This is a genomic window from Ruminococcus sp. N15.MGS-57 (assembly GCF_000980385.1).
GTDB lineage: Bacteria > Bacillota > Clostridia > Oscillospirales > Ruminococcaceae > Hominimerdicola > Hominimerdicola aceti.
On the sequence record NZ_LARF01000018.1, the window covers coordinates 127,873 to 150,089 of the forward strand.

20 protein-coding genes are annotated in these 22,217 nt (G+C 44.8%); 12 read left to right on the forward strand and 8 right to left on the reverse strand.

From position 1 onward, the window contains the following. Positions 1-104: 104 nt before the first annotated feature. Entirely contained in the window at positions 105-965 is an 861-nt protein-coding gene (gene rsmA, locus WS40_RS05530; protein ID WP_046440836.1) for a 16S rRNA (adenine(1518)-N(6)/adenine(1519)-N(6))-dimethyltransferase RsmA, read from the reverse strand. A gap of 721 nt (positions 966-1,686) precedes the next feature. On the opposite strand from rsmA, the gene WS40_RS05535 reads away from it, so the two are divergent. From WS40_RS05535 to purD, 11 genes are all read left to right on the forward strand, one after another. Further along, complete coding sequence (locus WS40_RS05535) at positions 1,687-1,905, forward strand: YdeI/OmpD-associated family protein (protein ID WP_022288720.1); 219 nt, start codon at positions 1,687-1,689, stop codon at positions 1,903-1,905. A 412-nt stretch (positions 1,906-2,317) separates the two neighbouring features. Further along, a complete protein-coding gene (purE, locus tag WS40_RS05540; protein WP_041337200.1) occupies positions 2,318-2,815 on the forward strand; it encodes a 5-(carboxyamino)imidazole ribonucleotide mutase in 498 nt (165 codons plus the stop codon). Positions 2,816-2,982: 167 nt separating this feature from the next. Continuing rightward, entirely contained in the window at positions 2,983-3,699 is a 717-nt protein-coding gene (purC, locus tag WS40_RS05545; protein ID WP_022287346.1) for a phosphoribosylaminoimidazolesuccinocarboxamide synthase, read from the forward strand. A gap of 5 nt (positions 3,700-3,704) precedes the next feature. Then, positions 3,705-5,126, forward strand: a complete 1,422-nt coding sequence (locus tag WS40_RS05550) for an amidophosphoribosyltransferase (protein ID WP_046440838.1) — start codon at positions 3,705-3,707, stop codon at positions 5,124-5,126. A 5-nt stretch (positions 5,127-5,131) separates the two neighbouring features. Then, positions 5,132-6,556 (forward strand): amidophosphoribosyltransferase, encoded by a 1,425-nt coding sequence (gene purF / locus WS40_RS05555; RefSeq protein WP_022287348.1) that lies wholly within the window; start codon positions 5,132-5,134, stop codon positions 6,554-6,556. Between the two features lie 22 nt (positions 6,557-6,578). Continuing rightward, positions 6,579-7,619 (forward strand): phosphoribosylformylglycinamidine cyclo-ligase, encoded by a 1,041-nt coding sequence (gene purM, locus WS40_RS05560; RefSeq protein WP_046440840.1) that lies wholly within the window; start codon positions 6,579-6,581, stop codon positions 7,617-7,619. A 12-nt stretch (positions 7,620-7,631) separates the two neighbouring features. After that, complete coding sequence (purN, locus tag WS40_RS05565; protein WP_046440842.1) at positions 7,632-8,264, forward strand: phosphoribosylglycinamide formyltransferase; 633 nt, start codon at positions 7,632-7,634, stop codon at positions 8,262-8,264. Positions 8,265-8,286: 22 nt separating this feature from the next. After that, on the forward strand, positions 8,287-9,003 hold the full coding sequence (locus tag WS40_RS05570; protein WP_046440844.1) for an IMP cyclohydrolase: 717 nt from the start codon (positions 8,287-8,289) through the stop codon (positions 9,001-9,003). Between the two features lie 42 nt (positions 9,004-9,045). Further along, a complete protein-coding gene (locus tag WS40_RS05575) occupies positions 9,046-10,227 on the forward strand; it encodes a phosphoribosylaminoimidazolecarboxamide formyltransferase (protein WP_022287354.1) in 1,182 nt (393 codons plus the stop codon). A 55-nt stretch (positions 10,228-10,282) separates the two neighbouring features. Beyond that, positions 10,283-10,990 carry a PsbP-related protein gene (locus WS40_RS05580; protein ID WP_046440846.1) on the forward strand — a complete coding sequence of 236 codons (708 nt, stop codon included), beginning with the start codon at positions 10,283-10,285 and terminating at the stop codon, positions 10,988-10,990. An 89-nt stretch (positions 10,991-11,079) separates the two neighbouring features. After that, complete coding sequence (gene purD, locus WS40_RS05585; RefSeq protein ID WP_046440848.1) at positions 11,080-12,435, forward strand: phosphoribosylamine--glycine ligase; 1,356 nt, start codon at positions 11,080-11,082, stop codon at positions 12,433-12,435. A gap of 123 nt (positions 12,436-12,558) precedes the next feature. Here the strand turns inward: purD and WS40_RS05590 are convergent, their stop codons facing one another. Together WS40_RS05590 and WS40_RS05595 are read right to left on the reverse strand one after the other, a co-directional pair. Further along, entirely contained in the window at positions 12,559-14,991 is a 2,433-nt protein-coding gene (locus tag WS40_RS05590; protein ID WP_046440850.1) for a hypothetical protein, read from the reverse strand. A 20-nt stretch (positions 14,992-15,011) separates the two neighbouring features. Beyond that, entirely contained in the window at positions 15,012-17,111 is a 2,100-nt protein-coding gene (locus WS40_RS05595; protein ID WP_046440851.1) for an efflux RND transporter permease subunit, read from the reverse strand. Between the two features lie 278 nt (positions 17,112-17,389). Between WS40_RS05595 and WS40_RS05600 the strand changes: the two genes are divergently transcribed. Continuing rightward, on the forward strand, positions 17,390-18,004 hold the full coding sequence (locus WS40_RS05600; RefSeq protein ID WP_022287359.1) for a TetR/AcrR family transcriptional regulator: 615 nt from the start codon (positions 17,390-17,392) through the stop codon (positions 18,002-18,004). Between the two features lie 86 nt (positions 18,005-18,090). Here the strand turns inward: WS40_RS05600 and WS40_RS05605 are convergent, their stop codons facing one another. The 5 genes from WS40_RS05605 to lspA are packed head-to-tail and all read right to left on the reverse strand — an operon-like array spanning position 18,091 to position 22,161. Beyond that, the gene (locus tag WS40_RS05605) at positions 18,091-19,038 is read right to left on the reverse strand and encodes a transketolase family protein (RefSeq protein WP_022287360.1); all 948 of its coding nucleotides are present in this window, start codon (positions 19,036-19,038) and stop codon (positions 18,091-18,093) included. 3 nt (positions 19,039-19,041) lie between these two features. Then, positions 19,042-19,881 (reverse strand): transketolase, encoded by an 840-nt coding sequence (locus WS40_RS05610; protein ID WP_046440854.1) that lies wholly within the window; start codon positions 19,879-19,881, stop codon positions 19,042-19,044. A 21-nt stretch (positions 19,882-19,902) separates the two neighbouring features. Beyond that, positions 19,903-20,724, reverse strand: coding sequence for a Cof-type HAD-IIB family hydrolase (locus tag WS40_RS05615; protein ID WP_041337186.1), 822 nt, complete (start codon positions 20,722-20,724; stop codon positions 19,903-19,905). A gap of 17 nt (positions 20,725-20,741) precedes the next feature. Continuing rightward, a complete protein-coding gene (locus WS40_RS05620; protein ID WP_046440856.1) occupies positions 20,742-21,659 on the reverse strand; it encodes an RluA family pseudouridine synthase in 918 nt (305 codons plus the stop codon). Continuing rightward, complete coding sequence (lspA, locus tag WS40_RS05625) at positions 21,646-22,161, reverse strand: signal peptidase II (protein WP_046440859.1); 516 nt, start codon at positions 22,159-22,161, stop codon at positions 21,646-21,648. Before lspA ends, WS40_RS05620 begins: the two co-directional genes overlap by 14 nt. Between the last annotated feature and the right edge of the window lie 56 nt (positions 22,162-22,217).

Genomic DNA, 22,217 nt, shown 5'->3' on the forward strand with positions numbered 1-22,217 from the left:
TGCCGAGCAACGGGCGAACGAAATGGGACGTCGCATTTCTGCTTGCAGAAACTGAGACGCTCCTCTACAAGTAATGAAGTATAACTATACGAAAATATGTACAATTAGATAAGCTTTCTAAGGGCTTCGGAAAAGGTTATGAATTGTTCCATGGAAAGAGCTTCAGGACGGACGGAGGCAGGCAGGTCGCTTTGCTCTATCGCCTGATTTACTATAGATTTATCTATGCCCATTGATGATGATACGGAATTTGAGAGGGTCTTTCTTCGCTGTGAAAATGCTCCCCTAGCGACTTTAAAAAAGAACTTTTCGTCCGTCACGCCCTCGGGGGTCTTATCACGGATATCAAACCTCACCACGCAGCTATCAACGTTAGGCGAGGGCATGAAGCTTCCCCGTGATACGTTAAAAAGGAGTTTCGGTACAGAAAAATAATTTATAGCCACTGTGACTGCTCCCATATCTCTTGTACCCATAGAGGCACAAAGACGTGTGCCTGCTTCTTTCTGCACCATGACAGTAACAGACTTTATGGGCAGACGTTCTTCAAGTAGCATCATTAATATGGGCGAGGTTATATAGTAAGGTAGATTTGCACAAACGGCAACGTCCATACCCTGAAATTCCTCGGCAATAAGCTTATGGAGGTCAGTTTCCATGACGTCGGCGTTTATTATCTTCACATTGTCATATTCTGCAAGAGTTTCTGCAAGGACCGGCATAAGCCTGTCGTCAATTTCGATAGCCACCACCTTGTCGGCACGCTTGGCAAGCTCGTTTGTGAGAACGCCTATGCCTGTGCCTATCTCGATTATGCCGAAGCCTTTTTTTGCATTGCCCATTTCGGCTATCTTGGGGCAAACGGAGGGATTCACTAAGAAATTCTGACCGAGAGCCTTGGAGAAAGTGAAATTGTGTCTTGCGAGAACATCTTTTATCACACTTATATTAGAAAGATTATCCATTTATTAATACACCTCAGATTAACTGATAAATCGACAAAAAATTAACAAAATAATTATATCATATTAACAAAAGATTGTCAACTGATTTGGAAAAGAATAATATTCCTATGAAGTAAGGAATGACCCAGCGGAGCGATTTCTGCTTTGCAGAAATCCGACGTCCCGACCCCCTCGCACGTCTTTGTACATCTGCATGACTTTATGGTAAATTCAAACCTCGTCACTTCGAGCGGGCTGTCGAGGGCGCCAGCCCCTACAAGCGTGATAGGATAGTTTTTTGTTCTGTCCTACAATGGTTGTAATCGTGGACTTGTTTCTTCGACGGGCGAACGCTGTTCGCCCCTACAGATTTGTTGCCGTAATTTTGTGGTTTTGTACGATTTTTATTCAATTTTCAAGCTTCAAACAAGGTGCAGGAAGTGCTTTTCTGTACGATCAGAACCTCTCATCGTGTTCACCTAACTCACGTTGACAAAATGTTTCCTCATACACTGCTACCTTGCAGGATATTCGATTTGGGATAATATCCTTATACTTATCCCAAAAATCACCACTTTTGTTGCATAAAAAATGCAACAATTGCAGAAATGTTGCCAAATTAAAATATAAATCATTTGTTCGCACAAATTACGATGTGATAAATTGTGCAGTATCACATATAAGATCGTAAGGGTTTATTATTTTTATTGCCCGGGAAATAATATATGCGGAGGTGATAAAAATGAAAAATAACTCTTTTGCTCACGGGCAGGAATTACCGCTGGGGCTGTCTATGGCTCTTGCTCAGGTGCCTGCGGCATATGCTTACTTTGCTAAGCTGGATCCGCTTCAAAGACAGCAGATAATCGACTCGGCACACTGTATTCGCTCCAAAGAGGAAATGCGTGGTCTCGTCAACAGCTTGTCAAACGGTCAGATCACTGATACAAGTATTTTCTGAACAAAAAGTTAATGTAGACAAATTTCACAATAAATCAAAGATTAATTGATATAAATTTTATATAAATATGTGTTGAAATTTATCTATAAATATTGTACAATATTATTGTAAGGCTTTGTATGCTGTTATGGAGAAAATCAGTAAAAAAAAGCTTTCGCAGACAGTTTTGCTCCGCTTTACTGTCTGGTAATATTGTGCAGTATTTTTTGTATGTATTCAGGAGAGATGTATGACTGAAATGTGCTGTTTTTCATCAATTACATATTCTTTTATGGGTAGGTCTTTAAGTATAATTGCGTCCTGCCTTGATTTTTTGCACTCTAACAATATAATTATGCACTGACTAAAACTGCAACGCCATTGTTGCAGTTTTTTATTTGTAATTTTTTGTTTTACTTGGAGGTATAAATTTATGAAAAAAGTTGCGGTAATAATGGGTTCTGACAGCGATTTTCCTGTTGTCAGCAAGGCTGTTGCTGAACTTAAGGCTTATGGTGTTCCTTACGAATGTCACGTTATGTCTGCTCACAGAACGCCTGCGCTTGCAAGCGATTTTGCTGACAAGGCTAAGGAAAACGGCTTTGGAGTTATAATCTGCGCTGCCGGAATGGCGGCTCATCTTGCGGGAGTTATTGCAGGTCACACAACGCTTCCTGTTATCGGTATTCCTTGCAAGGGTGCTAACTTCGACGGCATGGACGCTCTGCTTGCTACCGTTCAGATGCCTAGTGGTATCCCTGTTGCCACTGTCGCAGTTGACGGCGCTAAGAACGCTGCTATACTTGCTATTCAGATGCTTGCTCTTTCTGACGAGGGTCTGGCTGAGAAGCTTGAAAAGGCTAAGCAGGATATGATAGACGGTGTTGTGGCTAAGGACAAAGCTTTACAAGACAAGCTTGCTGCGCTTTGATTTTTTGATACAGACATATAGCTCGGCTGTATGTTATATTTGATATATCGGGGAAGTTCTGCTGTCGGCAGGCGAACGATGTTCGCCCCTACATATTAAAACGGCAGTGGATATGTTTTCGGTATATCATATAAATAATGTAAATAATTTTATGGAGGAATAAATCTATGGAAAACATTGTAAAGACAGAACAGCTCTATGAGGGCAAGGCTAAGAAAGTATTCGCTACTAACGACCCTGATCTTGTTATCGTTGATTACAAGGACGACGCTACTGCTTTCAACGGCGAGAAGAAAGGCACTATCGTTGGCAAGGGTGCTATCAATAACAAAATGACAAACTATATGTTCAAGCTTCTTGAAAAAGAGGGTATCCCTACTCATCTTGTTGAGGAGATCTCTGACAGAGAGACTATCGTTAAGAAGGTCGAGATCGTTCCGCTGGAAGTTATCGTAAGAAACGTTGCAGCAGGAAGCTTCTCAAAGAAGCTCGGTATCGAGGAAGGCACAAAGCTCAAGCAGCCTACACTTGAGTTCAGCTACAAGTGCGACGAGCTTGGCGACCCATTCATCAACAAGTATTATGCTCTTGGTCTTGGTCTTGCTACTGAGGAAGAGATCGAGGATATCACAAAGTATGCTTTCAAGGTAAATGAGTTCATGCTTGGCTTCTTCAAGAACATCGGCATTGACCTTATCGACTTCAAGATCGAGTTCGGCAGATTCCACGGAAAGATACTTCTTGCTGACGAGATCTCACCTGATACTTGCCGTTTCTGGGATTCTAAGACACATGAGAAGCTCGACAAGGACAGATTCAGAAGAGACATGGGCGGCGTTGAAGAGGCTTACCATGAGATGATAAAGAGAGTAATGGGAGAATAATTTTTATGGGCGGTTTTTTCGGAGCTGTTTCAGCTAATGACTGTATTCAGGACGTTTTCTTCGGGACCGACTATCATTCACACTTAGGCACAAGGCGGGGCGGAATGACTTCATTCTCCCCTGAGCTTGGCTTTCAGAGAAATATTCACAGCATTGAAAACTCACCATTTCGTACTAAATTTGAAAAAGACGTTGACAAAATGAGAGGAAACATCTGTATCGGCTGCATAAGCGACACAGATCCTCAGCCGATAATGGTACGCTCCAAGTTAGGACTTTACGCAGTGTGCTCTATCGGTGTAATACAAAATGCCGCTAAACTGGCTGACGAACTGCTTGAAAAGGGCTGCGCAAACTTTGAAACAATGAGCAGCGGCGCTATCAATTCCGCAGGGCTTATCGGTGCGCTGATCGCACAGAAGGACAGCTTTGTTGACGGCATAAGATACGCACAGGACAAGATAGAAGGCACGATGTCACTTGCAATAATGACAGACAAGTCGATGATCGTTGCCAGAGATAAGGACGGACGGCTTCCTATTATAATAGGACAGCGTTCTGACGGATATTGCTTTTCTTTTGAATCATTTGCATATCAGAAGCTTGGATACTCCACCTGTCACGAACTAAAGGCGGGAGAGATAACTGAGATAACCAAGGACGGCTACAATATCCTCAGCGAGGGTACAGACAATAAAAAGATCTGCACTTTCCTTTGGACTTATTACGGCTACCCTACCGCTTGCTATGAGGGCGTGAACGTTGAACTTATGCGAACACGCAACGGCGAGATAATGGCGGAGAACGATATGAAAAACGGCAGACTCCCTGACGTTGATTTCGTTTGCGGAATACCTGATTCTGGCGTTCCTCACGCTATAGGATATGCAAACAAAAGCGGCATACCTTTTGCAAGACCGTTCATCAAGTACACTCCTACATGGCCTAGAAGCTTTATGCCAACAAGCCAGTCTATGAGAAACAGAGTTGCGAAGATGAAGCTTATACCTGTTCACGAACTTATCGAGGGCAAGAAGCTTCTGTTCGTTGACGACAGTATCGTCAGAGGAACTCAGATGAGGGAAACTGTTGAGTTTCTTTATGAGAACGGTGCAAAGGAAGTCCACATGAGATCAGCCTGTCCTCCTATCATGTATGGCTGCAAGTATCTTAACTTTTCACGCAGCACCTCGGAACTTGAACTTATCGCAAGACAGATCATTGATGAGAACGAGGGTATCGAGGGAGTTAAATACATTGAAGAATACAGCGATTCAAGCACTGAGCGTGGCAAGCTCCTCAGGGACGAGATATGCAGGAGACTTAAACTTACCTCTGTTGAATTCCAGTCGCTTGAAGGCACTGTAAAGGCTGTGGGTCTGCCAAGCTGTGAGCTTTGCACCTACTGCTGGAACGGAAGGGAATGATTTAATTGGTAACAGGTATCCATGAAGAATGCGGCGTTTTCGGCATTTATACTAACAAGACAAGCGATGTTGCGGCTCAGACTTATGTATCTCTTTACGCATTACAGCACAGAGGTCAGGAAAGCTGCGGTATCGTTGTAAACGACGACGGCGTGTTCAGCTATCACAAGGACGTGGGTCTTGTCAATCAGGTTTTTGACAAGGAAACTCTCGAACGGCTCGGCAAGGGCAATATTGCTATAGGTCATGTGAGATATTCGACTACAGGCAACTGCAATGCTTCAAACGCTCAGCCGCTTGTTGTTCGTCACATAAAGGGTCCTATGGCTATCGCTCACAACGGAAATCTTACTAACGCAAGAGAACTTAGAGAGCAATATGAAAACAAGGGCATGATATTCCACAGCACAAATGATACTGAGGTCATATCATACGCCATAACCGAGGAACGTCTTAGAGCACCGTCTATACAGGCGGCTCTTGAAAAGGCTATGTACAGGATAAAGGGTGCGTATTCGCTGCTCGTTATGTCGCCGACAAAGCTTATTGCGGCGAGAGATCCTGACGGCTTCAGACCCCTTTGCCTCGGAAAGATAGACGACGGCTATGTGGTAGCGTCGGAGACCTGTGCTTTTGACAGCATCGGCGCTGAATACATAAGAGATCTTAAACCAGGTGAAATGATAGTTATTGACAAAAACGGTGTGAACTCTATCACGACTCACTGTGGTAAAAAGGGTACTATATGCGTATTTGAATATGTATATTTTGCTAGACCTGACTCTGTTATCGAGGGGTCGAGCGTTCACATGGCAAGGCTCAGGGCAGGTAAATATCTTTGGAGAGAACACCCTGTTGACGCTGATATCGTCATAGGCGTGCCTGACTCGGGACTTGACGCTGCGCTGGGATTTTCTCAGGAAAGCGGCATACCATACGGCATTGGATTTATCAAGAACAGATACATAGGCAGGACGTTCATTCAGCCTAGCCAAACAGAGAGGACGAACTCCGTCAAGATAAAGCTCAACGCTATTTCAAGCACTGTTAAGGGCAAGAGGGTCGTTATGATAGACGACAGTATCGTCAGAGGAACGACTTCGGGACGTATAGTCAAGCTGCTGAGGGACGCAGGTGCAAAGGAAGTTCACGTTCGTATCTCCTCCCCTGCATTCATTGCACCATGCTATTTCGGAACGGATATAGACAGCAAGGAAAATCTTATCGCCTGCAAGATGACCAATGAAGAAATATGCGAATATATCGGTGCAGACAGCTTGGGATATCTCAGTGTTGAAAGCGTTAAAAAGCTTGCGGGAAATTCAAAGTGTGATTTCTGCGTAGGCTGCTTTACAGAGAAATACCCTATCGAAGTTCCTAAGGATATGCCTAAGGACAAATTTGAATCGAAGATATCGGAAAAGAAGTAAATAACTGAAAGGATATTTTATCATGAATACAAACAGTTTTTCAAACAGCTACAAGGAAGCAGGCGTTGACGTAACGGCAGGCTACAAGGCAGTTGAGCTTATGAAGCAGCACGTTGCAAGGACCATGACGAGCGGTGTTCTCAGCGGCATCGGCGGCTTCGGCGGTCTGTTTGAGCTTGACATGACAGGTATCACAAAGCCTGTTCTCGTTTCAGGCACAGACGGCGTTGGCACAAAGCTCAAGATAGCTTTTCTTATGGACAAGCATGACACAGTTGGTATCGACTGCGTGGCAATGTGCGTAAACGACATTATCTGCTGCGGTGCAAAGCCACAGTTTTTCCTTGACTACATCGCTGTTGGCAAGAACTATCCTGAAAAGATAGCTCAGATAGTTTCAGGTGTTGCTGAGGGCTGTGTACAGTCAGGCTGTGCGCTTATCGGTGGCGAAACGGCTGAGATGCCTGGTTTCTACCCTGTTGACGAATATGACCTTGCAGGCTTCTCTGTTGGCGTTGTTGACAAGGACAAGATACTTGACCCAAGCACTCAGAAGGCCGGGGACGTTATGATAGCTATCAAGTCAAGCGGTGTACACTCAAACGGCTTCTCACTGGTAAGAAAGGTATTCAGCGTTGACGAAAAGACCCTTTCTGTTCACTATGACGAGCTTGGCAAGACACTGGGCGAGACACTTCTCACACCTACAAAGATATATGTAAAGGCTGTTATGAGCCTGCTTGATTCTGTTAAGGTAAAGGCTATATCTCACATCACAGGCGGCGGATTCTATGAGAACATTCCACGTTCACTTCCTGACGGACTGTCTGTAAAGATTGCAAGAAGCGACGTTCAGGTGCTTCCTATTTTCGACGTTATCGCAAAGACAGGAAACATTCCTGAGAGAGATATGTTCAACACATTCAACATGGGCGTTGGTATGACAGTTGTTGTTGACAAGGCTGACGCTGACAAGGCTATCGAAGCTATCAAGGCGGCAGGCGAAGAAGCTTACGTTCTGGGCGAACTTGTTGACTCTGACATGGGCGTTATCATCTGCTAAGGGTAAAGAGATATGAAGAAGATATGCGTTCTTGTTTCGGGCGGCGGAACAAACCTACAGGCGCTTATTGACGCTGAAAAAAGCGGCATTATAAAAAACGGCAAGATAACCTGCGTTATATCCTCGAAGGAGGGTGCTTATGCTCTGGAGAGGGCGAAAAATGCAGGTATCGGCACTGTCGTTATTCCGAGAAAGGAATATGCTGACAGCAAGAGTTACAGCGAGGCTATTCTGGCTGAGCTTAACAGACAGGGTGCTGACCTTGTGGTGCTGGCTGGATTTATGATAATTCTTGACGAATGCGTTACAAAAGCTTATCCTTACAGGATAATAAACGTTCACCCTGCACTGATACCGTCATTCTGCGGCGAGGGCTTTTATGGGCTTAAAGTTCATGAAAAGGCTTTGGAATACGGCGTTAAGGTATCGGGTGCGACTATACATTTTGTAAACGAAAAGGCTGACGCCGGAGCTATTATTTTGCAGGGCGCTGTGGATGTTGCAAATGACGAAACGCCTGAAAGCTTACAGAAGAAGATAATGGAAAACGTTGAATGGAAGCTTTTGCCTAAGGCGGTTTCGCTGTTCTGCGAGGACAGGATAAGCATTAAGGACGGCAAGGCTTACGTTGACCTTAAAGACTGAGAAAAATTATGGAGGACAAGATATGAAGACCCTTAATATTTATGACGAGCTTAAAAGCAACTCATATCCGGGCAGAGGAATAGTTATAGGCAAGTCTGCTGACGGAAAGAGTGCGGTAACGGCTTATTTTATCATGGGCAGAAGTGTTAATTCCAGAAACAGAGTTTTCACGGAAACTGAGGACGGCATCAAGACAGAAGCTGCTGACCCTAGCAAGCTTTCTGACCCACACCTTATTATATACTCCCCTGTTCGTGTGCTTGGAAACAAGACTATCGTTACAAACGGCGATCAGACGGACACTATTTATGAGCTTATGGACAAGCAGCAGACTTTTGAGCAATCTCTGAGGACGAGAGAGTATGAGGACGACGCTCCAAACTACACTCCTCGTATTTCAGGTATCATGCACGTTGAGAACGGCGCATATAATTATGCTATGAGCATACTCAAGTCCGCTGACGGAAACCCTGACTGCTGCGAGAGATTTACTTACACATACACCAACCCTCTTGACGGCGTGGGTCATTTTATTCACACTTACATGGGTGACGGCAATCCTCTGCCAAGCTTTGAGGGCGAGCCTAAGAAGGTGGAGATACCTAACGATATCGAGGAGTTCACCGGCAAGCTTTGGGAAGCACTCAACGAGGACAACAAGGTATCGCTGTTTGTAAGATACATTGATATCGCAAGCGGCAAGGCTGTTTCTAAGATCGTTAATAAGTACAGCAAGTAATATCTGCGGAGTGAATAGGTTAAATAAACGGAGGTAAAAATTATGGCAAATGAAATGCTTTTGAAATACGGCTGCAACCCTAATCAGAAGCCGTCAAGAGTATTTATGGAGGATGGCAAGGATCTCCCTATCGAGGTACTCAACGGCAAGCCCGGTTACATCAATCTGCTTGACGCATTCAACGGCTGGCAGTTGGTAAGAGAGCTTAAAAAGGCAACAGGTATGTGTGCGGCAACTTCTTTCAAGCACGTTTCACCTGCGGGCGCTGCTATCGGCAAGCCTTTGAGCGAGGTCGAAAAGAAGATATATTTTGTTGACGATCTGGGAGAGCTTACTCCACTTGCAAGCGCTTATGCGAGAGCAAGAGGTGCTGACAGAATGTCATCATACGGCGATTTTATCGCACTTTCTGACGAGTGTGACGCTTGCACTGCAAAGATGATACAGAGAGAGGTTTCTGACGGTATCATTGCACCGGGCTACACTGACGAGGCTCTTGAGATACTCAAGTCAAAGAGAAAGGGTACATACAACATCATCAAGATAGATGAGAACTATGTTCCTGCACCTATTGAGAGAAAGCAGGTTTTCGGCGTAACTTTTGAACAGGGTCGAAACGAGTTGAAAATAGACAACGATATGCTCACAAATATCGTGACAGACAACAAGGAGATCCCTGAGGACAAGAAAACTGATCTTGTTATCTCACTTATCACACTTAAATACACACAGTCTAACAGCGTTTGCTATGTAAAGGACGGTCAGGCTATCGGTATCGGTGCAGGTCAGCAGTCAAGAATACACTGCACAAGACTGGCAGGAAACAAGGCTGACATCTGGTGGCTCAGACAGCACCCAAAGGTTCTGGGACTTCAGTTCGTTGACAACATAAGACGTCCTGACAGAGATAACGCTATCGACGTTTACATTTCTGACGAGCATGATGATGTACTGGCTGAGGGCGTATGGCAGAACACATTCAAGGTAAAGCCTGAGGTGCTCACTGAGGCTGAAAAGAAGGAATGGCTTGCAAAGAACACAGGCGTTTGCCTTGGTTCTGACGCTTTCTTCCCATTCGGTGACAACATCGAGAGAGCTAAAAAGAGCGGTGTGGCTTACATTGCCGAGCCGGGCGGATCTATCAGGGACGATCATGTTATCATGACTTGCAACAAGTACAACATGGCAATGGCATTCACTGGAATAAGATTGTTCCATCACTAATTTTTGTGCATTAATGCAAAACAATAAAGGTCAAGAAAAAAAGGAAAAATTTATTATGAAAAAGTTACTTGCATCACTCATGGCACTGTCAATGGTATTCGCAGTTACAGGCTGCTCAGAGTCAAATGATTCTGAGAACGAGTCAAAGGCGGAGGCTAAAACAACAACTACTACAACTACAGCCGCACCTGCTGTCGAGTCTAAGGCTGACACAACAACTACAACTGCTGCACCTGAGGAGTCAGTTGCTGACACAACAACTTCTGCTGACGACACAACAAGCACTGGCGACGAGGCTAAAGGCACATATGAGAATGACGTTTACACAAGCGATCTGTATACTTTCAAGATCGACTCAAAGAAGTGGGCAATGCAGGAATCCGCTGGTGTTGACGTAATGTTCACATACGCTGATGCAGGCGATGATGCTGAGCTTGAGTCTGCTTCTATCAACGTTATCTCAATGTCAAACGATCTGCTCAATGGTCTTACAGCAAGTGATTATGCTGACCAGATCAAGCAAACATATAATTCCATGGACGGCTACACTGTTACAAACGACAAGGAAGATAAGTTTGCAGGCAAGGACGCTTACATTGTTGACGTAACAGGCGAGATCGGCTCACAGAAGGTACTGCTCAATCAGATAATCACTTCTGACAACGGCAACCTTGTTGTTATCACATATGGTGCAAGCGAGAACGCTTACGGCAAGCTTTCTGACGAGTTCAAGACAGTTCTTGACAGCTTTGAGCTTAAGTAATAATATACGAAGTAAATAAATGACGATACCGCACAGCATAGGTGTGCGGTATTGTTATAATTGGAAAAACACACTGAGGAGGTCTGAAAATGGACATATTAGTTGTTGGCGGAGGCGGACGTGAACACGCTATCGTTATGAAGCTTGCGGAATCCCCTAAGGTAGGAAAGCTTTACTGCACACCCGGAAACGGTGGCATTTCACGCTATGCAGAATGTTTTGATGTTGCGGCAACAGATATCGAGGGCGTTGTGGCTCTGGCAAAGAAGCTTAAAGTAGACATGGTGGCTGTTGCACCTGACGATCCGCTTGTACTTGGAATGGTAGACGCTTTGCAGGCTGAGGGTTTCAAGACCTTTGGTCCTAAGAAAAATGCGGCTATAATCGAGGGTTCAAAGGTCTTTTCTAAGGATCTTATGAAGAAATACAATATTCCTACAGCCAAATACGAGGTGTTCACAAACAGTGAGGACGCTATAAAATATGTCAAGGAACAGAACACATACCCTGCTGTTATAAAGGCTGACGGACTTGCACTTGGCAAGGGCGTTATTCTGGCGGAGAATGAGAAAGAGGCTGTGGAAGCTATACACTCAATGATAGACGACAAGCAGTTCGGTGAGAGCAGTTCGACTATCGTTGTGGAGGAATATCTCACAGGTCCTGAGGTTTCTGTGCTTTCATTCACTGACGGCAAGACTGTTGTTCCTATGATCTCTTCAATGGATCACAAGAGAGCGTTGGACGGCGACAAGGGTCTGAACACAGGCGGAATGGGTACTGTTGCACCTAACCCTTACTACACTGAGGACATTGCCAAGGAGTGCATGGAGAAGATCTTCCTGCCGACTATCAATGCAATGAATGCTGAGGGCAGGACTTTTGAGGGCTGTTTGTATTTCGGACTTATGCTCACCCCTAATGGTCCAAAGGTAATTGAATACAACTGCCGTTTCGGCGACCCTGAAACGCAGGTAGTTCTTCCTATGCTGGAGGGCGATCTTTGCGAGATATTTGAGGCTATTTATGAACACAGGCTGGCTGATGTCAAGATCGGCTGGAAGTCGGGTTACTGCACTTGTGTTGTTATGGCCAGCGGAGGATATCCTGTTAAGTACAAAAAGGGTATCGAGATGTTCGGTATGGACGACAAGGGTCAGGTAGACGGAGCGTTTATTTATCACGCAGGCACTAAGTACGAGGACGGCAAGTTTTACACAAACGGCGGACGTGTTCTTGGTGTTACCTGCAATGCTTACACGCTTCAGGGTGCACTGGACAAGTCTTACGAGGCTGTTTCCAAGATAAAGTTCGAGGGAGAGCATTTCAGAAAAGACATTGGTCAGAAAGCACTCAAGGCACTTCCTAAAGATTCTCTTGATCTTGAATACAAGCAGGACATGGAGGACTACATCGAAGAAAACGGTGTTTATCTAAGACAGTAGGATATATAAAACGGGCGGAGAGATTCCGTCCGTTTTTTTGTACAGATAATACGTTTATAAATACAAAGACCCCCTCGGACATTTCTGTCCAAGGGGGTCTTTGCTATGTGTGGGAAGTAAAAATTACTCGTCTGCTTTTTCAATAGCCGCAGTTTCGTAAATATACTTAACTGAGCTTTCAACGCCATCGGCTGCGCCTGAGAATGTTGTTGAATCCTCGGCTGCTGTCTTGAGAGCGTCAAGTCTGTCGATAAGTCCCTTGAGGTCGTTGTTGTAGATGTCAAGGAGCTTGCCGATGCCCTCGTCCTTATACTTAGCCATGCCGTCTTTAAGGGTCTTTGCACCGCTTTCAAGTTTCTTAACACCAGATGAAAGCTGTGAGCTGCCGTCTTTGAGCTGACCGATACCGCTGAACAGCTCTGCACTGCCGCTTGAAAGTGTTGTTGTACCCTGTGCAAGCTCTACAAGTGATGAATAGAGTGTTGCAGTACCGTCTTTTAGCTGCTTGCTGCCGTTGTCAAGCTGACCAAGACCGCTGTCAAGAGTTTTTGCACCGTTTGAAAGCTTTGATACGCCTGAGTTCAGGCTGTCAACGCCCTTATCAAGCTTGCTTGCGCCTGCCTGTGCTGAGTTAACTCCTGCGGAGAGGTTCTTTGTGCCTGCGGAGAGTGTAGCTGCACCATTGTTAAGATCCTTGCTGGACTTAGCAAGTGTGCCGATACCGGTTTTAAGTGCAGAAGCACCCTCGTTTACTGTTTTAAGTCCTGTATTCAAATTATCAACGCCTGCGACAAGACCTTTCTTCTTATCGTTAAGACCATTGTATATCTGAGTTACGCCGTCAACAAGCTGTTTGCCCTCGGTAGCCATTGTGCCGACACCTGTTGAAACATCGCCAAGGCCGCTCTGTGCGCCCTGCTGATACTGGATAGAGCCATTTACGGCTGCTATCATATTGCTTATGCTCGTATACTCTGCTGAGCCTTCTTCGTAATTGCCGAGAAGCTGCTCAAGTCCTGCGAGTACCTGCTGGTCGTATGCGATAGACTGTGTAAGTGCGTTATCTACCTTTGTTATGCCATTTGAAAGAAGTTCAACGCTTGCAGGGAGTGACTGCACCTTTTCATAGAGTGTGGAAACGCCTGCATTAAGTGTTGCAACGCCTTTTTTCAGTGCAGTTGAACCGTCATAGGTCTGCTTTGTGCCTGCGGCAAGGTTTTTAGAGCCTGCCTGGAGGTCGCCTACACCTGTAACAAGCTTATTTGTGCCTGCGGCAAGGCTTGCAGCACCGTTATTTACCTGCTGTGCGCCTGAGGATACCTGTGAAAGTCCGCTTGAAAGTGATGATGAGCCATTCTTCAAGGTTGACATACCACTGTTTACCTGATCAAAACCACCGAGGAGGGCTGTTGAACCACTATGAGCTGTGGAGATACCTCTCATAAGCTCACCTGTTGAAGAATCAAGGGTCTTTGCTCCGTCACGAAGCTTTGTTGCACCGCTGTTAAGTGTCTTTGCACCATCGTCAAGTGACTTAGAGCCTGAATAAAGCTTGTCGATACCTGTGATAAGTGTTCCTGAGGAATCGGACAGCTTCTTGATGCCTGCGTAAAGCTCTGCTGTGCCGTCTACAAGCTCGTCTGTAGCATCAGAAAGCTCATCAAGCTTATCCTGAAGATCGTCAGCATCACCGATATCGCTAAGGTCAAGCTTTGAGAAGATGTCAGATGTTGCGACTGTGAGAGCAGTTGTTGACTCGAAGTCCTTTACGTCTGCTGTGAACTCAACGTACTCCGGTATCTCGATATCTTCGTTATCCTGAAGATCAAGGCTCTTTGTAAGGCCAGGCATTGCAACGCCTATAAGTATCTGTCTGCTTCCGTCTGAAATGAGCTTGCCATTTGTTACTTCAACGTTTGAATAAACGTTAGTATCAAGGATAGCTGTTGTTGCCATAAGGTATGGAACATAGATATCTGTTTTCTTGCCGTTTATCTTGACAGTTTTCTTATCGTTGTTCGTATAGTCATATCTTACGGTAAGCTTACCGCTCTTGCCTGCGAGGTCCTCAGGCTTTATCTCCTTGCCGTCAAGGGTATATGTTACCTTTACATCGACCGGGAGTGCCTTATCGGTATAGCCCTTATAGTAGATATCTCCGCCCTCGGTATCCCATGTGAGCTTATCACCATTGGCTGTAAAGCCCTCGTCTGTTTTAACATTCTCGATATCTGTCAGGTCGGAAACGTCCTCCAGCTTCTTTACGCCCTGTGGGTTTTTCAGCCAGTTGGAAACGACTGTTTTTGTCTTGTTGCCGGAAGCGTCAGTGATAACATAAACTGTTTCTTCCTTAGCCTGCTTTTCTGTATCACTGTCAGACTTATCAGCTTTCTTTGTATCTTTTGTATCTTTTTTATCTGATTCGTTCTTTGTTGTTGAGGCAGTGCTGTTGGCAGCGGAAGAGCTGTCTGACTGAGCTGCTGCATAAAGACCTGTGCAGCCTGCGGAAAGAAGTACGGCAAGTATGCCTGCAAGAACTCTTGAATACTTTTTCATAACTATATCTCCTTTACGAATTAGTTTATTTCAGGAAGCTTATAAAGCTTATTTTCTTTTTTCTTCATGCCCATTGTTGTATTGATTATTACCTTATCAAACAGCATAAGCATTGAAGGAAGTATGCAGATAACAGTTATCATACTGATTATTGCACCTCTTGACATGAGCGTACAAAGCTGTGAGATCATATCTACGCTTGAATATACGCCAACGCCGAATGTTGAAGCGAAGAAGCCAAGTGCGCTGACCATGATGGACTTCATTGAAGTTGTAAGTGCGATAGTGACAGCTTCGTGCTTATCTTTGCCTGCGTTACGCTCGGTCTTATATCTTGTTGTCATAAGGATAGCGTAGTCAACTGTTGCACCAAGCTGGATAGTACCGATTACTACCGACGCTATGAACGGTATGGTGGTATTCGTAAAGCACGGAACACCCATGTTTACTGTGATAGCAAATTCGATAACGGCTACCAGAATGATAGGCAGTGAAACTGAACGCAGTGCAATAAGAATGATGATAAAGATAGCGGCGATAGAAACTATATTTACTACCTTGAAGTCATGATCTGTTATGTCGATAAGGTCTTTTGTTGCCGCCGCCTCACCGATAAGCATTCCGTCCTTATCGTAGGATTTAAGTATCTTGCTAAGCTCATCTATCTGGGCATTCTCTTCATCAGAAGCTACCTTATATTCAGAACCTATTAGCATAAGCTGCCATTTATCGCTCTTGAGTATTTTTGTTACTGACTCAGGAACTATCTCACGAGGGATAGACGGACCGATAAGAGTATCCAGTGACATTGAGAAGCTTACACCATCAACCTTGCCCATTTCGTCGAGCATAGAGTTTACTTCCTTTGGCTTCATATCAGCGTCAACCAGGAGCATATGGGTCGTTGCCATGTTGTATTCCTCATCTAGCTTTGTGTTTGCGATAACACTGTTGAGATCCTTTGGAAGAGTATCTGTCAGGTTATAGTAGACATTGGTGTTTATCTGACCATATATGGCAGGGATAAGTACAACTATAAAGAGTACGATAAATGCTGCATGATGCTTGATAATGAACTTTGAAGGCTTTTCAAGGCTTGGAACAAGGTCTTTGTGCATTGTTTTTTCAAGTGCCTTATCGAAGACAAGTATCATTGACGGGAGAACTGTTATGCAGCAGATAACGCCAATAACAACGCCCTTTGCCATTACGATACCCATGTCCATGCCAAGCTCGTAGCTCATGAAGCAAAGTGCAAGGAAACCTGCAACTGTTGTTATGGAGCTTGAAACAACTGAGGTGATAGTTTTGCCGATGGCCACTGCCATTGCCTCTTTGTTGTCACCAGGGTGCTTTTCTTTCTCCTCTTTGTAGCTGTGCCACAGGAAGATCGAGTAGTCTATCGTTACCGCAAGCTGAAGCACGGCTGCAAGAGCTTCGGTGATGAACGATATCTCGCCTTGTATGAAGTTCGTTCCCATGTTATAGACTATCGCCATGCCCACGCTGAGCATAAAGAACAGTGGGATAAGGAACGAATCCATTGTAAGTGCAAGTATGATACTTGTAAGTATTACTGCGATAACAACATACATCGGAGCTTCCTGCATTGTCAGATCCTTGATATCCTCAACGACTGACGACATACCGCTTACGAAACACTGTTCACCGGCGATGCTTCTTATCTCCTTGACAGCTTCAAGTGAGCCGTCAGCGGAGGTCGCCTCGTCAAAAAAGACAGCCATCATTGTGGAGTTATCTGTATTGAAGAAATCGTAAATATCATCAGGAAGAACTTCCTTTGGAAGTGAAACGTCTGCCAGGGTGTCATACCAGAGAACATCGCAAACGTGGTCTACCTTTTCGATCTTCTCCTTGACCTTTTCAACGTCCTTATCCTCCATGCCGTCAAGCATTACCAGCGAAAAGCCACCCTTGCCGAACTCGTCAAGCATTATATCCTGACCTTTCATGGTTTCAATGTCTGACGGGAGGTATGAAAGAATATCATAGTTTATTCTTGTGCTGAGAAAACCGAATATTGACGGTATCAGCAACAGAACGCTGACTATGAGTATCGGTACTCGGAGCTTTACAACTCCTCTGCCAAATTTCTGCATCAAATGTCATTCCCTTCACATAGTTTTTGACCTTTCGGTCTTATTACATCTCATAGTATACATCAAAAATGACCAACAGTCAATAGTAAAATGACCATTAGTCATTCTTTTTGTAGAGTTGCACAAAATGACCAACGGTCACAAGTGACTATTGGTCATTTTGCTCCGTTGACTTTGAGTCGGTTTTGTATTATAATAGATTTAAGGTCAACCACAGTAAACCTGTGTATGTGTGGCATACAAATTGTATATATTATAATAAGGAAGGACGTGTTAAAATGGGCAAGCTTGATACCAATAAAAAGGTAAAGGAGGACTCTCTGCTTAACACGGCTTTTAGTCTTTTTACCACCAAGGGCGTGAGCAAGACCTCTATTTCAGACATTGTGAACAACGCTGGTGTGGCGAAAGGAACGTTTTATCTTTATTTCAAGGACAAATATGACATAAGAAACAAGCTTGTTTCTCACAAGTCGTCACAGCTTTTCAGAAACGCTATCGAGGCATTAAATGCGAGCGGCAAGAAGCTTACCTTTAACGAACGAATTATTTTTATTGTTGACAACATCATCAACCAGCTAAACGAGAACAAGTCGCTTTTGACTTTTATTGCAAAGAATCTTAGCTGGGGCGTTTTCAAGCACGCTCTTACGTCGCCTATAAAGGACGATGACATCGACTTCCGCAACATTTATGACGCTATGCTTGCTGACGCTCCATATGATATTGTTCAGCCTGAGGTCATGATATTCATGATAGTTGAGCTTGTAAGCTCAACCTGCTACTCGTCCATACTTTACAACGAGCCTGTGGACATTGGCGAGCTTAAGCCTTATCTTTACATATGTATAAACAACATTATCGACACTCATGCAGGCACTGTAAAAGCATAAGAAAAGACACGTTTACGAGATCGTAAGCGTGTCTTTTTTGTGTACAAAAAAACGGACGGAAGATATCCGTCCGTTTGGTGTTTTTATTACTTTGCCTTAACAGCATCTCTTGCCTTTGCAACGATATTGTCTGCACAGAGGCCATATTCTTTAAGAAGATCAACTGCCGGGCCTGAGTGACCGAACTCGTCATTAACGCCGATCTTAACAAGCTTTGCAGGGTGTCTTGCTGCAAGAACGTCTGCAACGGCTGAGCCAAGTCCGCCAATAACGCTATGCTCCTCAACTGTAAGAAGAAGTCCTGTGTTCTTTGCGGCTTCAACGATGATATCCTCGTCGATTGGCTTGATAGTGTGGATATTGATAACTGTTGCTTCGATACCCTCGGCTGCCAGTGTTTTTGCAGCCTCGATAGCCTCATAAACCATAAGACCTGTTGCAACGATAGCTATATCCTTGCCGTCACGGAGCTTAACGCCCTTGCCAAGCTCGAACTTATATGTTTCAGGGTCGTTAAAAACAGGTGTGGCAAGTCTGCCGAAACGAAGATAAACCGGACCTTCATGGAGGATAGCGGCTTCAACGGCAGCCTTTGCTTCAACGTCGTCGGCAGGGTTTATTACCACCATGCCAGGGATAGTTCTCATAAGAGCGATATCCTCGTTGCACTGATGTGTTGCACCGTCTTCGCCTACAGAGATACCTGCGTGTGTTGCACCTATCTTCACGTTAAGGTGAGGATAACCGATAGAGTTTCTAACCTGCTCAAATGCTCTGCCTGCGGCGAACATTGCAAATGTAGAAGCAAATGGTATCTTGCCTGTTGCAGCCATACCTGCTGCAACGCCCATCATATTTGACTCAGCGATACCACAGTCAAAAAATCTGTCAGGGAATTTCTTTTTGAATATACCTGTTTTTGTTGCAGCAGCAAGGTCTGCGTCAAAAACATAGAGGTTATCATACTTATCGCCAAGCTCTGCAAGAGCCTCGCCGTAGCTTTCTCTTGTAGCTTTCTTCTTCAATTCTGCCATTGCTTAACCCTCCAGACTTTTAAGCTGTTCGTTTATTTCTGCCACAGCCTGCTCATACTGCTCCTTGTTAGGTGCTGAGCCATGCCATGAAACGTTGTTTTCCATAAATGAAACGCCCTTGCCCTTGATACTCTTCATTACGATAACGCAAGGCTGACCGCATACTGTTTCTGCCTCGTTGAATGCTTTTTCAAGTGAGTCAAAATCGTGAGCGTCGACTGTGATAACGTGCCAGCCAAATGCTGCAAACTTGTCAACGATAGGATATGGCGACATTACGTCCTCTATCTTTCCGTCGATCTGAAGTCCGTTATTATCCACAACAGCAACGAGGTTATCAAGCTTATAATGAGCAGCAAACATTGCAGCCTCCCATACCTGACCCTCTTCGATCTCACCATCGCCAAGGATAGTATACACCTTATAGGTATCGCTTGTGAGCTTTCCTGAAAGCGCCATACCACAGGCAACAGAAATGCCCTGTCCAAGGGATCCAGAGGACATATCTACGCCAGGGATAGAGATACAAGGGTGACCCTGAAGCATTGCACCGATATGTCTGAGGGACTTCAGCTCCTCCTTTGGAAAAAAGCCTTTTTCTGCAAGAGTTGCATAGAGTGCAGGTGCTGTGTGACCCTTTGAAAGCACGAGTCTATCTCTCTCAGGCTCTTCCGGCTTATCAGGATATACGTTCATCTTTGCAAAATAGAGATAAGTGAGCAGATCTGCGATAGAGAGCGATCCGCCCGGATGACCCGACTTTGCGTTGAATACTCCCTCGAGTATTCCAAGACGAACCTTGCAGGCTGTGATCTCAAGCTGTTTCTTTAATGTTTCGTCCATACTTTTGACCTCCAAAAAATATTATTTCTTCAGTTTTTCAAAAATTTCATCTATGACTGCGGCTATGAAGTCTTCCTCGCAGGACTGCTCAAAGACCTTATCCGCAACCTTTTTGACCTCCTCTGCCGCATTTGACGGGCAATATGCCACGTCAGCCGCTTGAAGAAGTTCAATATCATTATTATAGTCGCCTGCAGCCACGAAAGTAAAATCCTCCATGCCACAAGCTTTTCTCAGCTCCTCAAGAGCCGTACCTTTTGATATATTCTGTGGAAGTATCTCGTAATACTCGATACTTGAACGCACAAAATCTACTCCTTTGTAGCCTTTTTTTGCCACATAGTTTATAAGCTCGTCCATACGCTCAGGCTCAACTGCAAAAAGCACCTTATACCAGTTCTTGTCAGGTATCTCATCAACGGCACACTGAACGGGAATGAGCTTACAGATCTCGTTATGGCGCTTTTCCATAGGGGTCATGCTCGGCACATAGACCTCGTTGACAGTAAGCACTTCACAGCCAACATAAGGATTATCGGCAAGTATCTCCTTGACGATATCCGCCGCAAAGCTTGGCAGAAAGACGTTATATATCTGCTCTTTCGTATGTATATCATAGACCATTCCGCCGTTTGACATTATGATAGGACAATTCACATTCACCATGTCAAAATACTGTCTAGCCGCCTGAATGGCTCTGCCTGTAGCGATAGAGAATCTGCCCCCAGCCTCTTCAAAACGCTTGACAGCGGCGAGAGTTTTCGGGGTAGGTATCTTGCTTGCGGGGAGAAAAGTTCCGTCCATATCCGTTATAAGCAGGACTTTTGATATATCTTCAAACATAAAATCACTTCCGTGGGTCAATTCCCTGCTCTGAGTTTTTTCAGCACCGCCTGAAAATAATCGGGCAATTCGCTGTCAAACTCCATATATTCCTTGGTCGCAGGGTGTATAAAACCAACTTTCTTTGCGTGGAGGCACTGCCCCTCGATTCCCTTTACAGCTTTGCCGTAAACATCGTCGCCGTAGACAGGGTGACCGATATAGGCGGAATGTACTCTTATCTGGTGGGTTCGACCTGTTTCAAGGCGGAATTTCACCAGCGAATACTGACCTAACTCCTCCAGCACCTCATAATGGGTTACTGCGTGCTTGGAGTTTTGCTCTGTCACGCACATTTTCTTTCTGTCATATTTGCTTCTGCCGATAGGTGCGTCAACTGTGCCGGTAGGGGTCTTTAGGCGACCGCCTGTAAGTACAGCTTCATACTCTCTTGTAAAGCTATGCTCTTTTATCTGAGCCGCAAGAAAGTTATGTGCGCTGTCGGTCTTGGCGACAATCAGCAGACCGCTTGTATTTTTGTCTATCCTATGGACTATCCCAGGGCGAATGACACCGTTTATTGAAGAAAGCCTGCCCTGACAATGATAAAGCAATGCGTTCACCAAAGTGCCATCGGGATTGCCTGCGGCTGGATGCACCACCATGCCTTTAGGTTTATTCACCACAAGCAGCTCGCTGTCCTCATAGACTATTTCCACGGGGATATCCTGTGGCTTGACGTCAAGCTCCACAGGGTCGGGAATAATTATCTCAACGCTGTCACCATTATGCAGCTTATAATTTTTCGATACTTTTTTGCCTCCAACTGTGACGCTGCCGTCCTCGATAAGCTTCTGCACAGCAGAACGTGTAAGACCTGTATCCTGCGCTGACAAAAATCTGTCGATACGCTCGCCTGTTTGCTCGGCAGTGGCAATAAAATCAAGCTTTGTCATTTTCGTCTTTGACCTTTATATCGTCACGAATCGGCTTTTTCTTTTCGTCAAGAAAGCAAAAGCAGATAACGAACAGAATTCCGCCGATAACGATACAGATATCCGCAAAGTTGAAAATAGGGAAATTGATAGGCTCGAACTTGATATAGTCCACAACTTCTTTTACCCTTATTCTGTCGATAAGGTTGCCGATACCGCCTGCAAGCACCATAGCCAACGACACAAGCTCCAGCTTTGAGCCTTTGCGTATCTTATACATATAGATCACCGCCACGATCAATACGACAACAGGCAGACCGATAAGAAACCAGGTCTTTCCTGACATCATGCTCCATGCTGCACCTGAGTTTCTTATATGGGTCAGGCTGAACACCTTAAAGCTACCGAACTTTATGACCTCCACAGGCTGACCATTCAACGGCAGGTTATTTGTCACGGCAAGCTTTATGAGCTGGTCGGCGGCAACGAGAACTGCCATGATAACAAGCGAAATTACAAACATCTATTCCCTACTCCATTTATGAACAGTAAGGCTCTGCGAAAAACAGAGCCTTTGAA

What these genes read in the sequence shown, in the direction of transcription:
- purM (WP_046440840.1), top strand. Translation starts at nt 6,579, where the DNA reads ATGAATACAAACAGTTTTTCAAACAGCTACAAGGAAGCAGGCGTTGAC.
- WS40_RS05570 (WP_046440844.1), top strand. Translation starts at nt 8,287, where the DNA reads ATGAAGACCCTTAATATTTATGACGAGCTTAAAAGCAACTCATATCCG.
- WS40_RS05605 (WP_022287360.1), bottom strand. Translation starts at nt 19,038, where the DNA reads ATGGCAGAATTGAAGAAGAAAGCTACAAGAGAAAGCTACGGCGAGGCT.
- WS40_RS05550 (WP_046440838.1), top strand. Translation starts at nt 3,705, where the DNA reads ATGGGCGGTTTTTTCGGAGCTGTTTCAGCTAATGACTGTATTCAGGAC.
- WS40_RS05610 (WP_046440854.1), bottom strand. Translation starts at nt 19,881, where the DNA reads ATGGACGAAACATTAAAGAAACAGCTTGAGATCACAGCCTGCAAGGTT.
- WS40_RS05615 (WP_041337186.1), bottom strand. Translation starts at nt 20,724, where the DNA reads ATGTTTGAAGATATATCAAAAGTCCTGCTTATAACGGATATGGACGGA.
- lspA (WP_046440859.1), bottom strand. Translation starts at nt 22,161, where the DNA reads ATGTTTGTAATTTCGCTTGTTATCATGGCAGTTCTCGTTGCCGCCGAC.
- purN (WP_046440842.1), top strand. Translation starts at nt 7,632, where the DNA reads ATGAAGAAGATATGCGTTCTTGTTTCGGGCGGCGGAACAAACCTACAG.
- WS40_RS05590 (WP_046440850.1), bottom strand. Translation starts at nt 14,991, where the DNA reads ATGAAAAAGTATTCAAGAGTTCTTGCAGGCATACTTGCCGTACTTCTT.
- WS40_RS05620 (WP_046440856.1), bottom strand. Translation starts at nt 21,659, where the DNA reads ATGACAAAGCTTGATTTTATTGCCACTGCCGAGCAAACAGGCGAGCGT.
- WS40_RS05595 (WP_046440851.1), bottom strand. Translation starts at nt 17,111, where the DNA reads ATGCAGAAATTTGGCAGAGGAGTTGTAAAGCTCCGAGTACCGATACTC.
- purD (WP_046440848.1), top strand. Translation starts at nt 11,080, where the DNA reads ATGGACATATTAGTTGTTGGCGGAGGCGGACGTGAACACGCTATCGTT.
- WS40_RS05580 (WP_046440846.1), top strand. Translation starts at nt 10,283, where the DNA reads ATGAAAAAGTTACTTGCATCACTCATGGCACTGTCAATGGTATTCGCA.
- WS40_RS05535 (WP_022288720.1), top strand. Translation starts at nt 1,687, where the DNA reads ATGAAAAATAACTCTTTTGCTCACGGGCAGGAATTACCGCTGGGGCTG.
- purC (WP_022287346.1), top strand. Translation starts at nt 2,983, where the DNA reads ATGGAAAACATTGTAAAGACAGAACAGCTCTATGAGGGCAAGGCTAAG.
- purE (WP_041337200.1), top strand. Translation starts at nt 2,318, where the DNA reads ATGAAAAAAGTTGCGGTAATAATGGGTTCTGACAGCGATTTTCCTGTT.
- WS40_RS05575 (WP_022287354.1), top strand. Translation starts at nt 9,046, where the DNA reads ATGGCAAATGAAATGCTTTTGAAATACGGCTGCAACCCTAATCAGAAG.
- WS40_RS05600 (WP_022287359.1), top strand. Translation starts at nt 17,390, where the DNA reads ATGGGCAAGCTTGATACCAATAAAAAGGTAAAGGAGGACTCTCTGCTT.
- rsmA (WP_046440836.1), bottom strand. Translation starts at nt 965, where the DNA reads ATGGATAATCTTTCTAATATAAGTGTGATAAAAGATGTTCTCGCAAGA.